Consider the following 14,892-nt stretch of genomic DNA (forward strand, 5'->3'; position numbering starts at 1 on the left):
CCAGTGTATCTGACGGCTTCCCATATGCCCAGTGCAATTTATCCGTAATATCAATCATCTAAAGTATTTAAGATCAAAGCATGGTGAAAGTCTCTTAGCTAACTGAAAGGTAAGCTGGTTTCTCGCCCATTTTTCTATATACTTTGCACTCTTTTCATGGTCTGTAGACAGGGTTAGAGGTAATGGATCAACTAATAGAATTTGCTAGCAACAATATTATTCTTGCTGGTATTTGGGTTGCGCTGATTGCCATGTTGATATTTAGCTATATCAGTACATGGACATCTTCGGTAAAAGAATTAAGCACACACGAAGCAACGCTTTTAATTAATAAAGATGATGCGATAGTGTTAGACACACGACCTGCAAAAGAGTTTAAAGCTGGCCACATTTTAGGAGCCAGACAAATTAAACCTGAAGAAGTGCGTGAGAAAAACTTCAAGAAACTTGAAAACAGCAAAGACAAACCCATTATCGTAGTATGCGCTATGGGTAATCAGGCTCGTGGTACAGCAAATGCGATGCTAAAAGACGGCTTCGCGAATGTGAATGTATTAAAAGGCGGAATGAACGCGTGGCAAAGTGCCAGCCTTCCCGTTTCTAAATAACAGGTAACCTTTATGAGCAAAGTAGAACTTTACACCAAGGGGCATTGCCCTTACTGCCACCGTGCAAAAGCACTGTTAACGCAAAAAGGTGTAGAATTTACCGAATACCCAATAGACGTTAAGCCTGAGCTACGTGACGAAATGATTGAACGCGCAAATGGCGGCTGGACTGTCCCACAAATTTTCATTGACGATCAGCACGTTGGTGGCTGTGACGATATGATGGCTTTGGAAGCACAAAGCAAACTAAACCCAATGCTGGGTTTAGCGTAAGCGTCAGCGCATACGGCAACGCACTACATTAAACTAAAACGACAATTAAATAGGAAATACCATGGCTGACGAAAATCAGACAAACAACGGTGAAGCAGCAGGCGCACAAGCGCAACAAGGTGCTCAGTTCAATATTCAGCGTATCTACACAAAAGATATTTCTTTTGAATCGCCAAACGCACCGGCTATTTTCACTAAAGAGTGGAAGCCAGAAATTAAACTAGACATCGACACTAGCACTAACAAGCTAGAAGAAAATACGTTTGAAGTTGTACTTTCAGTTACCGTTACTGCAACGCTAGGTGAAGAAACAGCCTTCCTTTGTGAAGTTCAACAGGCAGGTATTTTTGCTATCGGCGAAATGCCAGATCAAAACAAAGCGCACACACTAGGCTCGTTCTGCCCGAACATGCTTTTCCCATATGCGCGTGAGACTATTTCTAACTTGGTTAACCGTGGTACCTTCCCTCCACTTAACCTTGCGCCTGTTAACTTTGACGCTATCTTTGCGGCTTATGTGCAAAAACGTGCACAACAAGCGCAAGGCGAAGCGCCTAAAATGGACGCCTAATTAGGTGACCATGGAGCAGGTGAACATGAAGTCGAACTTGGTTTCTGAGTCGGTTTCAGTATTGGGGGCGGGGTCGTATGGCACCGCCCTTGCTTTTTGTCTTGCCAGAAATGGTAACCCAACACTGCTTTGGGGTCGTGATGAAAAGCACATTGCTGAAATGAAAGCGAACCGAGAAAACAGCCGATATCTTCCTGGCGCAACTTTTCCCGATTCACTTATTGTAAATGCCAACTTAGAAGAAGTCGTTGCTGCCAGCCGAGACATCTTGGTAGTGGTTCCTAGTCACGCATTTGCCGCTATGCTTCAAAGCTTGAAGCCATTGCTTAAACCGCATCAACGAATCATTTGGGCGACTAAAGGGCTTGAACCTAAGACTGGGCGCTTGCTTCGCGATGTGGCGGAAGAAATTCTAGGGACAGATTATCCCTTAGCAGTTTTATCCGGGCCTACTTTCGCTAAAGAAATGGTAGCGGGATTACCTACTGCAATTTCATTGTCTTCTACCGACGATACCTTAAGTGACGAGTTTGCAGCAAAGCTTCATTGCGCAAAGTCTTTTCGGGTATACAAAAACTCAGATTTTACTGGTGTGCAGTTGGGTGGCGCAGTTAAAAACGTTATCGCTATAGGCGCGGGCTTAGCAGATGGTCTAGGCTTTGGCGCAAACGCGCGTACGGCCCTTATTACCCGAGGCTTGGCAGAGCTTACCCGTTTGGGCGTAAAGCTAGGTGCCAATCCAGAGACGTTCATGGGTATGGCAGGCCTTGGCGATTTAGTATTAACCTGTACTGACAATCAGTCGCGTAATCGACGCTTCGGCTTGGCATTGGGCCAAGGAAAGAGTGTAGATGTTGCCATTGAAGAAATTGGTCAGGTTGTTGAAGGTTACCGCAATACAGAAGAAGTACATGTATTATCTAAAAAAGTGGGTGTAGAAATGCCTATTTGCGAACAGATATACGCTGTACTTTATCACGGAAAATCGCCTAAAGAGGCGGCGTTAGCCTTGCTTGGTCGAGATTTGAAAAACGAAGCGTAATTTCTCATTACGCTTCGCTTTAATTCTTGCTGACGACCTTATCATTCATGACCCAATAATTAACGCTCTTCCCTTACTACAATAACTTTCTTGTTGCCTTGGTAGCTATATTGGCTGCGTTTATAACGTTTAGCTTTTTTCACCTTATTATAGGGTGACTCTACGACCACATAGTGGTTTCCATGTTTGCGATAGTAGTGGTTATTCGCAACGTAATAGCGGTGGTTATCAACAACCTCAACCCTATGTGCGCTCGGTAACACGTTAACGAATACCCCAATCTCAGGCACGCTAATGACTACGTCAACCAAAGAACGGACGGGCTGCGAGATAACAGTTACTGTTTCAGTTTTGGCTCTTTTTCCATGAGAGTGATGGACTGAGTGCGCGCTAGCCTGCCCGGCCACTAGTAAACAAACGCCGGTAATGATACTTAGTGTTATGCTTTTCATAATGCTACTCCTAACTCATTTGTGTATATTCAATGGCTATACTAATGAGCGAAGCTGAACGAAAACTGACTTTAAGGGGCTTTACACTGTCTTTACATTAGGCATAAAAAAAGCCCTTGTTACAGGGCGTTTTTAACAGGTGTATCTTGAGGCAGCTTTCGCCTACTTTCTACTATCGGGCACCTTCGTAGCCGAACTGACGCCAGCTTTCGTATACAAAGACAGATACGGCATTGGATAGGTTCATGCTGCGACTGTCTGGCAACATGGGAATGCGAATGCGCTGCTCTGGAGGTAAGGATTGAATATAATCGTCGGGTAAACCACGGGTTTCAGGGCCAAATATAAGCGCATCGCCTTTCTGATACGAGACATCGCTATGAAACGCTTTGCCTTTTGTTGTACAAGCGAATACTCGGTTCGGCTTCGCGTCTTCAAGGTAGGCTTCTAAGTTTGCATGGCGCTTAACGTGAGCAAATTCATGATAATCTAAACCTGCACGTCGTACTCGCTTGTCGTCCCACTCAAAACCTAAAGGCTCGATTAAATGTAGTGTGAACCCACTGTTTGCGCATAGACGGATAATATTTCCCGTATTTGGCGGGATCTCTGGCTGATAAAGTACGACATCAAGCATGTTTTTAAACGACCTTCACTGTTAATAACCGACGTATTCTACAACGAAACACGGAAATTCATCACCTACTCTGCGATCAAGAAGTCTAGAATTCTGGAAAGAGAGCGCTCGCGAATGTCGTCTGACTCGGTGAATAATTCATGATAAGCCCTTGGTATAATTTCGAGCTCAGCATTTGGCATTAGGTGTGCCACCCGCTGTTGGCGCTTATTATCTATTATGGCGTCATCGTCTGCGCTTAAAACTAGTGAAGGGGTAGTGATTGCCCCCGCACTAGTTTCAATTCTATTCATGGCCTGATGGGCTGCGGCCAACCACTCAGTCGTTACGCCCCCAAGCTGGATATCTTGCTCTTCATCATAAAGCTCACGAAACAATGCGTAGCGGGATTTGCTATGGGTAAGCTTATTCAAAGAAAAAGGAAACGCGATATACGGGGTTTGCCCAAAAAAGTAGCCTGCATCAGCTTTTTTCATTCTATTAACCGCAAGACCAGTGCGAATTAAACCGTTCGCCAACCAGTTGGGCAATGAAGGTTTAATCCCGAACATGGGGGAAGCCAACACGGCTTTAGAAAATAAGTTAGGTAAACGCAATAGCGTAAGCGCACCAATAGCGCCGCCCATCGAATGACAAACCAACAACAAAGGGCCTTGTTGCATAGGCTTAACGATAGACTCAACGAAGGCAACGAAATCGTCTACATAGTCATCGAAATGCGCAACATAGCCGTGTTGGGGGTCCCGTGTCATTCTGTCTGACAGGCCTTGCCCTCGGTGATCAAGAATAAAAACCGCAAAGCCATTTTGATAGAGGTCGTAAATAAATTCTTTGTATTTTAAGTAAGACTCTATACGCCCAGAACAAATAACGATAGTTGCTCGCGGCGTTTCAGGAATGCAGTAGGCGTAGCGCACCTTTATATCATCTTTGCCGGTGAAGTGGCTTTCAGTAACACTTTCCTGCCAAAACGGGTTGATGTGAGTGGCAAAGGTGCTGGCTAAATTCTCTTCCGACGTGAACGTCCAGTTCATAAATACCCTATAACGGTCAATTTGCGCTCGTTGTGAAGCTACATACTACTGTCAAAGTATAGGTTACTACTTCGGGAATGACAGAGTTACTCGCAGCCCACCGCGCTCAACAGGTTCAGCGATAATGCGCCCATGATGCAACTCAACCGCAGCTTTTGCAATGGATAAACCTAGCCCAACACCTCCTGACTCTCGCTCTCTGGCAAGCGTAGCGCGGTAAAAAGGTGAAAATATACGTTCGCACTCCTCTACAGTCAGTCCCTCACCGTCATCTGTAATATGAATGCACCATTGCTTCGCATCTTCGCTAAAAGAAACATGGGTTAAGAACTCGCTATGTCGTATAGCATTGCGCAGAACATTCTCAACCGCGCGACAGAGCATCATACTGTCGACAACTACACGCTTTGTGGGAATGTCATCAATTTTAAGCTGCTTGTTTTTATTTGCTGCCTCAAAATTCGCATCGGTAAAGACATCGTTGAGCACTAGCGATAGCAATTGCTCTTCCTTCGTTGCTTCGCCAGCTTCAGCACGGCTTAGTGTAAGCAACTGACTTACCAGCGCTTCCATGCGATCAGCCTCTCGCTCGACCCGAGATAGCGTTTCAGGATCTACATTTTGTTGATAGGCGAGACCAAGCGCCATTTGCAAACGCGCGAGCGGTGAGCGAAGTTCGTGGGATACATCGGCTAGCAATCGCTTTTGCGATCCCCACATCGACTCCAATTGCTCAGCCATTTTATTAAAGTCGCGCGAAAGCTGCCCTAGCTCGTCCTGACGCTTAGCCGCTCTGCCTACTCGCGCCTGCCAATCACCGTTTGCTATGCGTTTCACTGAGCTTTGGATTCGCAATATGGGGTTAGTGAGTGATTTCGCAAACAGCCAGCTCAATAATATGGTGGTGATCAATGCGATGCTAAGAAACAGCAAGACGGGAGGCGTTTGCTTTTCAGGCATTTCCAATCTTACTGAAAAAAGCGCAAATCGGGTGCCGTTGCGCTCAAAGAAAACCGGGCCCAGAATTTTAAACGCCCCTCGCTTAACCGCTATGGGTGATGTTTGGCTCATTAAGCGGAGTAAATCTTCTCGATCCTCATTACGAAGCGGTGGCCCACCACCTGAAATAACACGATTATCAGTAGTATCGACAGCCACCACTCGACCTCTTCCCGCTCTGGAATGGCGGTCTAGCGCACCGCGTAATGGCGCATCTTGAAAACGGTCGTTTTGAATGCTCTCCACCACTTGATTAAGGGCAGATACTTCACGTGGCTTTATTGGCACGATTTCAAGATCTTCAAAGAAAAGGCGACTGCCCCAAATAGCCAACAGTGCGGTAACGAGGAATGTTGCCCAAAACCAAAGAAACAATCGGCCCATAATGGCCCGGGTTGGGCTTATACTGCGTAACAGGTTTACCATTAGTGGCTTCCAACAAGTAACATATACCCTACACCACGGATGGTTTTAATTTTTTCATCTCTGGCCACTACACTGATTTTCTTGCGCAAGTTACTCACGTGCATATCGATACTTCTATCAAAAGCCTGAAGTGGCTTACCTAGTATCTTTAAGCTTATCTCTTCTTTCGTAACACGTTGAGCAGCATTGAGCATTAACAGTCGCAGAATTAAAAATTCCGTTGTGGTAAGCGTTAGTTCGACATCGTCCACTTTCGCCAGCTGACTGCTAGGGCTTAAAAAGATCCCGTTGACAAATAAATCTTGTTCAACAGCTCCGCCCGTTGATGACAAATTATGACGGCGAACAATAGCTTTTATTCGCGCAACGAGCTCCCTGTGATTAAAGGGCTTAGGTAGATAGTCATCCGCTCCCATTTCGAGGCCCAAAATGCGGTCGTAGTCATCGCCTCTCGCGGTAAGCATAAGCACAGGGGTACTGTGACTTGCTCGAAGCTTTTTCAATACGTCAAACCCATCCATTTTAGGCATCATCACATCAAGCAATATCAGATCGTAATGACGCCCAGAAATTGCTTCTGATAGCCCCTCTTCGCCATTGTTGCGCACTTGCACCTGATAACCCATACCCGATAGATACGTGGAAAGCATTTCTGTCAGCTCTAGGTCATCATCAATAACGAGGATAGACTGCAAGTGAAAATCTGTACTCATGGTATTAAACTCTTTAACTGCTAGATTCATGAAAATGCCTGTAAATTAGATAAAACTCAACCTACGCTTTCGGGGTGCTGCGCCTTGAGCTTACAAACAACACTGGCAAAACGCGTACTATATCTTTTCAGACCTTTACAATCACAAATCGGCATTACCTTTACATAAGCTTTACACTGCGTTGACTGCATTTTTAGACGCGCACGCTAGGATTAGCGTGTCCGAAAAAAAGGAGACGACAATGAAAAAGTTATTAATTGCTAGTGTAACAGTAGCAGCAATTGGCTTAGGTGGCCTCGCACTTGCGCATCCTGCCGGGCCTGGAATGCGTCACCACGAACCGGTAAAAGAAATTGTTAAACATCTTCGCGGCATCAGCTTAAGTGACGCGCAGCGCGAAGAAATAAAAACACTCGTAAGCGCATTTAAAGACGCTAACCCTCGACCTGAATTTGGTGATATTCAAAAACCTAACTTAGATTTTGCTACCGCCACTGATGCCCAGTTCAGCGCTTTTATCCAAACCCAGATTGAAGAGCGCGAAGCAAAGCATTTTGCTTTTGCTCAACTGCGCCACGACATCTACAAGGTGCTGAATGAAGAACAGCAAGCAATTCTGTTAGCTCGAGACGCTAAAAGAGAAGTAGATAGACAGAAACATCATGATGCTTTCAAAAAACAAGAAGCACGCTTTGCCAAACGAATGGATGGTGAGGGTCAAGGTCCTAAACCCAAGCCTAGGGAGTTTTTGTTCGAAGGCATTGAATTAACCGACGCACAAATAGAAAGCCTTGCTGAGCTTCGCGAGTCGTTCAAAGAGACATCGAAAACAAATAGAGAGACGCTACGCAATTTTAAAGACGCCCAGCAAGATTTAATTCGAAGCCAGTCTTTCTCTGAAGACGCTTGGGACGCGCTTATCGCTCAATACAAAGATAGCCTTGTTAATGCCGGCGTGGAAAAAGCTAGACAGCATCAGGCCATGTTTCAAGTCCTAACATCAGAGCAGCAAGCGCAGCTAGCAGCTCTGCGCGAAGAAGAACGTAAGCTACACGAGCTATTTAAGCTTTAACGTTTAGCCTTTTTTACCCTTTTTACCCACCTTACCCACCGTAAAAAGTGCTGGCTTCGGCCAGCCTTTTTTATGGCTGAGCCTCAGACAACTTTTGTGTTACGGATAAGGTCAGTGGCGTCACAAAATCACCAAGATGTACGCTATCACTACCTCGCTCAGCCTTAAGCAAGCTAACCTCGTCAGCCACTTCAAATACTTCTAAAGTAAGGGTATTACTCGAAAATAAACCGGATTTTCTTGATAAACCTAGGGTGGGTAACGCGCGTTGCTTTACGAGTGAAAACTTATCTCCTGCCGTCAAACCGCTATTTTTACCTAGGTCGATTGCAATATAGTCCGGCGATATATCTATAACTTGCGCATAGGTTGTTTCGCACTGTAATGCCGCATGAATATCGGTAATGGCAGCGTGTATAGTGTTTAGCACCATTCGACCAAAATCACTTCGCCACAAAATGCTATTGTTACTATCTACAGAATCGTGTTGAGAGAACGGCCAGTCCGCTTCACTGTGATAGCTATCGTTGAAAATAACTTTTGCTTTAAACGTATCGAGTACGTAAACCTGAACAGTAAAGTTTCTGCGAAGTGCTGTACTATCGCTTTCAAATATCGACGTTGCTTGTGACACTTGTTCAAAAAGCGAAATGTCTTTAACAAACCCAAATACCACAAATTGCTGACCATACTCATTTCGAAGGTACGTGGACATCGCCGTCAAATCGACATCAGAGAGACTAGACGTTAGCCAAGTATTTACGTTAATGAGGGAAACGGGAATCTGGCTAACACTATTGCCGTTATAAAGCCCATTGAGCTGCTGTGTAAAACGTTGAGATACATGACTACCAAACGAATAAAGCATACCGGTAGCGGCTTGCTGCGGTGAAGTTAAAGAAAACTCTGTTACTAGTATCCGATGGGCTAATCCATTATTAGTACAGTTAAACAGAGGCGTAATATTAACGTTCACCACTACAGTAAGCATGTCGTCTTTAAGTGTTTCACTTATAATTTCTACACGCTGTATTCTTCCCTGAGAGCGAATTTCTGCCTTACTAGAAAGCAGTAAACCATTTACCATAATATCTTGCGCTGATATCGTGCTGCCACTATGAAAAGCCGCATCTGCGATAGCGTTTTGTATGGCACTGGTTCTTATGTCGCTTAACTCTGCCCCTGCGAGGGCTACAGTAGATTCGCCTTGTACCCATTGAGCGCAAGGCTGCTTAATCACGATGAATGAAGAGAATAAAACTAACCCAGTAAGCGTTTTACGTAATCGGCTCTTGTACATGTAATTCTCGTCACTAACCAAAAATTGAAAACAGTTTACCGATTACCGTAGGCTGCTGATTTTCCTGTAGATCACCTGTACCGCTGTATTCAATTAATGCGTTACCGACTTTAGATGACAACACGGTATTGCTTTCATCAACGTCCTTTTTACGTACTTCTCCGGAAAAACGAATGTATTCTTTTCCCCTGTTCATGGTTATCCACTTTTCTCCGGTAACAAGTAAATTTCCAGCAGGGGTTATACCGGTTACGTATACAGTAATGCTGCCACTCATTGAATTTGATTGTTTGGTTTGAGCTGAGCTAGCAAATTCGCTGTCTTGCTTATGCTCTACTTCAACATCATCGCCTTCAACACGAATACCACCTAGTTTCAATGTGACGGGCGCCAAATCGAACGAAGTATTTTTGTCGGTATTAAAATCAAGAGACTTCTCTGATTGGGTCTGCTCATCGAGCTTAACCAATATCATATCTCCCACTTTAAAGTTCGCATGACGCTCATATAGCCCTATTGATTGCTCAGGGTTAAATAAAGACCCGGTAGGCACATGTAAAGTGGGTGTGGGCTGCGCTCTGGGTGGTGAATAGCGCGGATGACCAGGTTTCGGTTCGTCTTCTATTTGGCTAACTGCCCGTTGCGACACATTGGGGTTAGTAGGGCTATTTTGAACCACCTGCTCTTCTTCAGTAATTGTTTGGGCGCAACCCCCAAGTGTAAAGATTGCGATAAGTGTGTGTATATGGCATCGAACTTTCATGACATTGCTCAGTATTATTTTTTATGCAGTGTGTAATTTAAGTGCCATCCATGACCTGACAGGAGCAAGTTTAAACGAACAAATCAGAAGAAATCTCGTTCACTTTCTCTATTTGCAAAACCTTTACAAATCAACTATATGCCTGCGGGTAAGGGGATGTTATGGCCTTAGAAAACACAACCACCAGCTCTGTTGGAACTGGCTTCAATGCACTGTTATCAAAACTTGATTTAGCGTCAGGTTTCAATGACAGTAAAGCTACGGATTCGACAAATTCTTCAACAACGTCAGATAATGAAGCGGCAAAAAGCGGCGAGTCTTTGCCGTCTATTTTCTCATTATTACTTGACCAACAGAGCCAGACGAATGAACCAGTGGGTACATCGGATATTGTTGCGGATATCAGTGCGGATACTATTGCAGATAAAGAAGAGGCTATCAGTGCTGCAAGTCTTGCAGAAGATGCTCTCTCACCACTGACAAACATGAGCAATGCACTTTCAGATGATGCTATAGTCGCTATGCAAGGTACGCTATTAACTGCATTGCAAAACAATATATTTCAAGCGTTATCCTCCAATAGCGACACCACTAATACTGCTACTACCAGCGCAACTTCTGACATTAACAATACTAGTATTAATCAAAATGAAGCCAGCCCAACTTTATTCCACACCCTATACACAAACGCATTTGGTGATGACGGGCTTAACCTTAAAGATGGCTTTGATGTCTTAAATATTGCAAACCACCTGCCTATAGTTTCTGATATTTACGAGGCAACTACTTCTAGCCACACTGCTGCCGCGGCAAGTTTGGCTGGTAGCTTTTTATATGGGGGCGTAGGTGGCCTTATGTATAACGCTGTAGACTTAGCCGTTGAAAACGTTACTGGGCAAAGTATTTCAAATAACCTATGGTCAATGGGCCAAGCTCTAGTGTCATCGTCGCTTAACGAGATCAACACAAATAGTGCTTCACAGGCGTTGGATGAGAGTGTACTGGCCTCAACGCCTATCGAGACTAATGATATAAAAGCAGGAATAGCCAATAAGGCCGCGGACGCTACTTACCAATTCGTTCAACGAGGCTTAAATTAAAGCCTCTACTTTGAACAAGCGCACGTGGCGGCAATAGTGTTTGCCCGAAGGCCTTAAAAGTTAGGTTTAACTGGCTTGTATTCGGGAGATAGGAAGAGCGGTGATGTGATCACTAAATCTGCTGTGGCTGGTGTACAGGCTACTGGTACGTTCCACACTGAGCACAGCCGCAATAGCGCTTTTACGTCGGGGTCATGGGGCGCTGGATTTAAAGGGTCCCAAAAGAAAAATAGCGCGTCTAGCTTGTTTTCTGCAATCAACGCGCCTATTTGCTGGTCTCCACCAAGCGGGCCACTTTTATAGCGTGTGACGTCTAACCCTGTTTCGCTAGCAATTAAGCCGCCCGTAGTTCCTGTCCCTACCAAATTACACTGCTTAAGCACGTCAATATGCTGTTTAACCCATGCTAGCAATTCGGGCTTCTTATGATCGTGCGCAACCAGCGCTAAAGTAAGTTTGCTCATTTTATTTTCCGAGTTCAATCCCAATAACCTATTTTCACAGTCTTCTGCTTAGGCCTATAGCAACCTATCACTTATCACTGTCTGATTTCATGCGCTACTTGCGCTTTACAATTTGGGCCCGTTTTCCTTTGCAAAAACAGACTACATTCATAGCTAATTAAGCAGCAACGCTGCCATAAATAAGTACAACTACTACTTATTAGGTGCCAAATATAAATATTCAGTTCTATTGAGCTTGTTGTCAACTTACTGTCATAACTATAAATATATTATTAAGTATCTTTTTACAGACGAAACAGCATAAATATAAGATAAAATATTTATACATTTTTATTGCATAAACATTCAAATTAGATACACTAGTCCACGGTTAAAGCATCCAACCCGTAAATTCGGGTTGTAACTTTATAGGAATTGATGATGACACAACCAACTCGCGTTGTTGGTTCAACCACTAGCAACGATAAAGAGTTTATCTCTCCCCTGGCTGGCTACACCATGCATAGCGCACGACGATGCGTGTGCACATCTATGCTTATTCAGTAGCACACTTTTTACCTTTGTAATGTGGTCGCGGTTAGGCAAGGATATTCGCCCAACCAGTTTACAAAGGTAAAAAGTGATTTTTTTCTCCTTTTATTGAATTTTTAAATTATGTATAGCGTTTCAATTATTGGTGCCAGTGGTTACACAGGTGCACAACTTGTTCAGTTGGTTAATCAACATCCAAAACTTGAGTTAGCGGGTACTTATGTATCTGAGAAAAGTAGCGATGCGGGTAAAAATATCGCGCAGCTTCACGGCAACTTGGCCCATGTCAACGCTACGCTCACGCCTATCTCAGATGCTGCCCTAAAAGAGATGGCTAACGATGTTGATTTTATTTTTCTGGCAACGCCTCATGAAGCAAGCCACGACTGGATGCCAGTTTTATCTTCAGGTAAAGCGAAGGTGCTTGATTTATCAGGTGCGTTTAGGCTGAAAGACACCCAAGTCTTCGAACAGTTTTATGGCTTCCCTCATACGCAGAAGCAAAGTCTAGCTCAAGCCGTTTACGGTCTTGCCGAGTGGCACGAAGCACAGATTGCCAGCGCAGATGTAATTGCTGTTCCGGGTTGCTACCCCACTGCGAGTCTTAGTGCACTTAAACCACTTGCTGAAAATAACTTGCTTGATGCAAATGTACGCCCTGTAATTAATGCCGTTTCCGGCGTATCGGGTGCAGGTAGAAAAGCCAGTTTAACCACCAGTTTTTTTGAGGTCAGCCTTCAGGCATACGGCGTGTTAGGTCATCGTCATATGCCTGAAATTGAAGCGTATCTAGGCACGCCTGTTATCTTCACGCCGCACCTTGGAAACTTCAAAAGAGGTATCTTGGCAACGGTCACCGTAAAGGTTAAAGCTGGTACCACCAGCGAGCAGCTTGAACAAGCGTACACTGGCGCCTATGCTGATAAACCTATTGTACGTTTGCGTACCAGTTTTCCAAAAATTGACGACGTTGCTCATACCCCTTTTGTTGATCTTCACTGGAAGCTAGATGAAGCATCTGGGTATGCAGTGGTTACCGCTGCAATTGACAACGTAATGAAAGGCGCAGCCTCTCAGGCTATTCAGTGCCTTAATATAATGACGAAACAGCCAGTAGAGACAGGGCTAGTACTATGAATGTTTCACCTATCGTAATTAAAGTTGGTGGTGCATTGCTTGACGATGCAGCAGCAATGACACGCTTATTTTTAAGCGTGCAAGAAGTTCAAGCCATACGCCCCGTAGTGGTCGTGCACGGTGGCGGCCCGTTGGTTGAGACCCTAATGGCAAGCCTAGGTCTTCAAAGTACGAAAATTGATGGCCTTCGCGTTACGCCCGATGAGCACATGCCTTATATCTGTGGCGCACTTGCAGGCTCTGCGAACAAACAGCTTTGTGCAGCGGCACTTGCCACGGGTATTACGCCAGTTGGTTTATCTCTGCTAGATGGAAATATGGTGGTATGCGAACCACTAGCTGATCAATATGGTGCGGTAGGTGTACCTTCAACAGCTGATGCTTCTTTCCTAAAAAGCGTACTAGCGCAGTCTACACTTCCCGTAATTAGCTCTATTGGTTCAAGCCCCCAAGGTAGATTACTGAATGTAAATGCTGATCAAGCAGCCACGGTTATTGCTGAACTTCTTAACGCGGAACTTTTATTACTTTCTAATGTTGAAGGTGTACTAGACGGCGACAAAGCGCTAATTAGCGAACTTAACGCTGCAAGTATTTCAAAGTACGCAGATGAAGGCGTGATCACAGACGGAATGAAAGTAAAAGTAGATGCGGCACTTGCGTCTGCAGAAAGCCTAGACCGCGCGGTTTACATCGCAAGCTGGGCAGCTGATATCAACGATATTTTAAATAAGAAAACGGGCACACAAATTCTGCCCGCAGCGCTGGCAAACTCAGAGTCGACAAACGCTGATTTACACCACACCGACGTAACAAAAGGCAATGCCGGAGAAGTACAATGAAACAGGACCTACTTACTTTTGCAGACTGGACACCCGAAGCAATGAAAAACTTGCTGCAATTGGCTGTAGAAATTAAACAAGCACCGGCAAGTTACAGCAATGTGCTAGCGGGAAAATCAATCGTTGCCCTGTTTGAAAAACCGTCTTTGCGAACCCGCGTAAGCTTTGATATTGGAATTAATAAGCTTGGCGGTCATATGGTGTACTTAGATGCACAGTCGGGCAAATTAGCAGGTCGAGAAGATGCTGTAGATACCGCAGCTAACCTAGCCTGCTGGGCTGACGCGATTGTCGCTCGCGTGTTTTCTCACCAAACCCTAGAGACCTTTGCTAAGGCAGCAAAAGTGCCAGTAGTTAACGCATTGTGCGATAAATACCACCCATGTCAGGGCCTTGCCGATTACCTCACTATGTTTGAACGCTTTGGCAAGACCGAAGGTCTTACCATGGCATACGTAGGCGATGGCAATAATGTGACCCATTCACTATTAATTGTAGGTGCGCTTTTAGGTTGCAACCAAGTGGTAGTAACACCAGAAGGTCACGAAGCGGCTCCTGAGATAGTGGCGCAGGCCAAAGCAATTGCCGAGAAAACGGGCGTATCGATTGTTGAAAGCACCGACCTTAGTGCCGCTAACGGCGCAGACGTTATCTATGCAGATACATGGCTTTCGATGGGTGACGATACGCCGCTTGAGGTGATCAAAGAGAAGTTCATGCCTTATCAGGTAAATGAAGCGCTGATGGAAGCAACGGGGGCTAGCTACGTAATGCACTGCCAGCCTGCCCATCGCGACTTAGAAATTACAGGCTCGTTAATTGATAGCGATAAGTCGCTATTAATGCAGCAAGCCGAAAATAGAATGCATGGCCAAAACGCCATTCTTACTCAATTACTTAACGCCTAAGCAGGCGCCTAAAAAGACGC

At 44.8% G+C, this 14,892-nt stretch carries 18 protein-coding genes; 10 read left to right on the top strand and 8 right to left on the bottom strand.

Annotation, left to right across the window (positions count from 1 at the left end):
- The first annotated feature begins 182 nt into the window (after positions 1–182).
- From ACYX4N_RS18830 to gpsA, 4 genes are all read left to right on the top strand, one after another.
- A complete protein-coding gene (locus ACYX4N_RS18830) occupies positions 183–608 on the top strand; it encodes a rhodanese-like domain-containing protein (RefSeq protein ID WP_179982192.1) in 426 nt (141 codons plus the stop codon).
- A gap of 12 nt (positions 609–620) precedes the next feature.
- The gene (gene grxC / locus ACYX4N_RS18835; protein WP_476055119.1) at positions 621–881 is read left to right on the top strand and encodes a glutaredoxin 3; all 261 of its coding nucleotides are present in this window, start codon (positions 621–623) and stop codon (positions 879–881) included.
- Between the two features lie 61 nt (positions 882–942).
- The gene (secB, locus tag ACYX4N_RS18840) at positions 943–1,452 is read left to right on the top strand and encodes a protein-export chaperone SecB (protein WP_476055121.1); all 510 of its coding nucleotides are present in this window, start codon (positions 943–945) and stop codon (positions 1,450–1,452) included.
- A gap of 10 nt (positions 1,453–1,462) precedes the next feature.
- Positions 1,463–2,494 carry an NAD(P)H-dependent glycerol-3-phosphate dehydrogenase gene (gene gpsA / locus ACYX4N_RS18845; protein WP_476055122.1) on the top strand — a complete coding sequence of 344 codons (1,032 nt, stop codon included), beginning with the start codon at positions 1,463–1,465 and terminating at the stop codon, positions 2,492–2,494.
- Between the two features lie 59 nt (positions 2,495–2,553).
- Here gpsA and ACYX4N_RS18850 read toward each other — a convergent pair whose 3' ends face one another.
- From ACYX4N_RS18850 to ACYX4N_RS18870, 5 genes are all read right to left on the bottom strand, one after another.
- Positions 2,554–2,946 carry an NAD(FAD)-dependent dehydrogenase gene (locus tag ACYX4N_RS18850; protein WP_476055123.1) on the bottom strand — a complete coding sequence of 131 codons (393 nt, stop codon included), beginning with the start codon at positions 2,944–2,946 and terminating at the stop codon, positions 2,554–2,556.
- A gap of 172 nt (positions 2,947–3,118) precedes the next feature.
- The gene (trmL, locus tag ACYX4N_RS18855; protein WP_476055125.1) at positions 3,119–3,583 is read right to left on the bottom strand and encodes a tRNA (uridine(34)/cytosine(34)/5-carboxymethylaminomethyluridine(34)-2'-O)-methyltransferase TrmL; all 465 of its coding nucleotides are present in this window, start codon (positions 3,581–3,583) and stop codon (positions 3,119–3,121) included.
- 65 nt (positions 3,584–3,648) lie between these two features.
- Complete coding sequence (locus ACYX4N_RS18860) at positions 3,649–4,617, bottom strand: alpha/beta fold hydrolase (protein WP_476055126.1); 969 nt, start codon at positions 4,615–4,617, stop codon at positions 3,649–3,651.
- 66 nt (positions 4,618–4,683) lie between these two features.
- A complete protein-coding gene (locus ACYX4N_RS18865) occupies positions 4,684–6,042 on the bottom strand; it encodes an ATP-binding protein (protein ID WP_474853372.1) in 1,359 nt (452 codons plus the stop codon).
- Positions 6,042–6,785, bottom strand: coding sequence for a response regulator (locus ACYX4N_RS18870; protein ID WP_476055127.1), 744 nt, complete (start codon positions 6,783–6,785; stop codon positions 6,042–6,044). The genes ACYX4N_RS18865 and ACYX4N_RS18870 overlap by 1 nt, the downstream gene beginning before the upstream one ends.
- Before the next feature lie 211 nt (positions 6,786–6,996).
- Between ACYX4N_RS18870 and ACYX4N_RS18875 the strand changes: the two genes are divergently transcribed.
- Entirely contained in the window at positions 6,997–7,827 is an 831-nt protein-coding gene (locus ACYX4N_RS18875) for a Spy/CpxP family protein refolding chaperone (protein ID WP_476055128.1), read from the top strand.
- Positions 7,828–7,897: 70 nt separating this feature from the next.
- Here ACYX4N_RS18875 and ACYX4N_RS18880 read toward each other — a convergent pair whose 3' ends face one another.
- Together ACYX4N_RS18880 and ACYX4N_RS18885 are read right to left on the bottom strand one after the other, a co-directional pair.
- Positions 7,898–9,127 (bottom strand): flagellar assembly protein T N-terminal domain-containing protein, encoded by a 1,230-nt coding sequence (locus ACYX4N_RS18880; RefSeq protein WP_476055129.1) that lies wholly within the window; start codon positions 9,125–9,127, stop codon positions 7,898–7,900.
- Positions 9,128–9,140: 13 nt separating this feature from the next.
- Positions 9,141–9,890 carry a flagellar basal body L-ring protein FlgH gene (locus tag ACYX4N_RS18885; protein ID WP_476055130.1) on the bottom strand — a complete coding sequence of 250 codons (750 nt, stop codon included), beginning with the start codon at positions 9,888–9,890 and terminating at the stop codon, positions 9,141–9,143.
- A 161-nt stretch (positions 9,891–10,051) separates the two neighbouring features.
- On the opposite strand from ACYX4N_RS18885, the gene ACYX4N_RS18890 reads away from it, so the two are divergent.
- Positions 10,052–10,990, top strand: a complete 939-nt coding sequence (locus ACYX4N_RS18890; RefSeq protein WP_476055131.1) for a hypothetical protein — start codon at positions 10,052–10,054, stop codon at positions 10,988–10,990.
- Positions 10,991–11,043: 53 nt separating this feature from the next.
- Here the strand turns inward: ACYX4N_RS18890 and ACYX4N_RS18895 are convergent, their stop codons facing one another.
- Positions 11,044–11,454, bottom strand: a complete 411-nt coding sequence (locus ACYX4N_RS18895) for a methylglyoxal synthase (RefSeq protein ID WP_461853264.1) — start codon at positions 11,452–11,454, stop codon at positions 11,044–11,046.
- Between the two features lie 417 nt (positions 11,455–11,871).
- Between ACYX4N_RS18895 and ACYX4N_RS18900 the strand changes: the two genes are divergently transcribed.
- The 4 genes from ACYX4N_RS18900 to ACYX4N_RS18915 all read left to right on the top strand — a co-directional run bounded on the left by ACYX4N_RS18900 (position 11,872) and on the right by ACYX4N_RS18915 (position 14,872).
- Positions 11,872–12,000 carry a hypothetical protein gene (locus ACYX4N_RS18900; protein WP_476055132.1) on the top strand — a complete coding sequence of 43 codons (129 nt, stop codon included), beginning with the start codon at positions 11,872–11,874 and terminating at the stop codon, positions 11,998–12,000.
- Between the two features lie 108 nt (positions 12,001–12,108).
- Complete coding sequence (argC, locus tag ACYX4N_RS18905; protein ID WP_476055133.1) at positions 12,109–13,122, top strand: N-acetyl-gamma-glutamyl-phosphate reductase; 1,014 nt, start codon at positions 12,109–12,111, stop codon at positions 13,120–13,122.
- On the top strand, positions 13,119–13,964 hold the full coding sequence (gene argB / locus ACYX4N_RS18910; protein WP_476055134.1) for an acetylglutamate kinase: 846 nt from the start codon (positions 13,119–13,121) through the stop codon (positions 13,962–13,964). Before argC ends, argB begins: the two co-directional genes overlap by 4 nt.
- On the top strand, positions 13,961–14,872 hold the full coding sequence (locus ACYX4N_RS18915; protein WP_476055135.1) for an ornithine carbamoyltransferase: 912 nt from the start codon (positions 13,961–13,963) through the stop codon (positions 14,870–14,872). The genes argB and ACYX4N_RS18915 overlap by 4 nt, the downstream gene beginning before the upstream one ends.
- Positions 14,873–14,892: the final 20 nt, after the last annotated feature.

The organism is Alteromonas sp. ABH4_452 (assembly GCF_056311825.1).

Coding starts and splice junctions, on each gene's coding strand:
- ACYX4N_RS18870 (WP_476055127.1), bottom strand. CDS start 6,785: ATGAATCTAGCAGTTAAAGAGTTTAATACCATGAGTACAGATTTTCAC.
- grxC (WP_476055119.1), top strand. CDS start 621: ATGAGCAAAGTAGAACTTTACACCAAGGGGCATTGCCCTTACTGCCAC.
- gpsA (WP_476055122.1), top strand. CDS start 1,463: ATGGAGCAGGTGAACATGAAGTCGAACTTGGTTTCTGAGTCGGTTTCA.
- ACYX4N_RS18875 (WP_476055128.1), top strand. CDS start 6,997: ATGAAAAAGTTATTAATTGCTAGTGTAACAGTAGCAGCAATTGGCTTA.
- secB (WP_476055121.1), top strand. CDS start 943: ATGGCTGACGAAAATCAGACAAACAACGGTGAAGCAGCAGGCGCACAA.
- argB (WP_476055134.1), top strand. CDS start 13,119: ATGAATGTTTCACCTATCGTAATTAAAGTTGGTGGTGCATTGCTTGAC.
- trmL (WP_476055125.1), bottom strand. CDS start 3,583: ATGCTTGATGTCGTACTTTATCAGCCAGAGATCCCGCCAAATACGGGA.
- ACYX4N_RS18880 (WP_476055129.1), bottom strand. CDS start 9,127: ATGTACAAGAGCCGATTACGTAAAACGCTTACTGGGTTAGTTTTATTC.
- ACYX4N_RS18830 (WP_179982192.1), top strand. CDS start 183: ATGGATCAACTAATAGAATTTGCTAGCAACAATATTATTCTTGCTGGT.
- ACYX4N_RS18865 (WP_474853372.1), bottom strand. CDS start 6,042: ATGGTAAACCTGTTACGCAGTATAAGCCCAACCCGGGCCATTATGGGC.
- ACYX4N_RS18900 (WP_476055132.1), top strand. CDS start 11,872: ATGATGACACAACCAACTCGCGTTGTTGGTTCAACCACTAGCAACGAT.
- ACYX4N_RS18915 (WP_476055135.1), top strand. CDS start 13,961: ATGAAACAGGACCTACTTACTTTTGCAGACTGGACACCCGAAGCAATG.
- ACYX4N_RS18860 (WP_476055126.1), bottom strand. CDS start 4,617: ATGAACTGGACGTTCACGTCGGAAGAGAATTTAGCCAGCACCTTTGCC.
- ACYX4N_RS18895 (WP_461853264.1), bottom strand. CDS start 11,454: ATGAGCAAACTTACTTTAGCGCTGGTTGCGCACGATCATAAGAAGCCC.
- argC (WP_476055133.1), top strand. CDS start 12,109: ATGTATAGCGTTTCAATTATTGGTGCCAGTGGTTACACAGGTGCACAA.
- ACYX4N_RS18890 (WP_476055131.1), top strand. CDS start 10,052: ATGGCCTTAGAAAACACAACCACCAGCTCTGTTGGAACTGGCTTCAAT.
- ACYX4N_RS18885 (WP_476055130.1), bottom strand. CDS start 9,890: ATGAAAGTTCGATGCCATATACACACACTTATCGCAATCTTTACACTT.
- ACYX4N_RS18850 (WP_476055123.1), bottom strand. CDS start 2,946: ATGAAAAGCATAACACTAAGTATCATTACCGGCGTTTGTTTACTAGTG.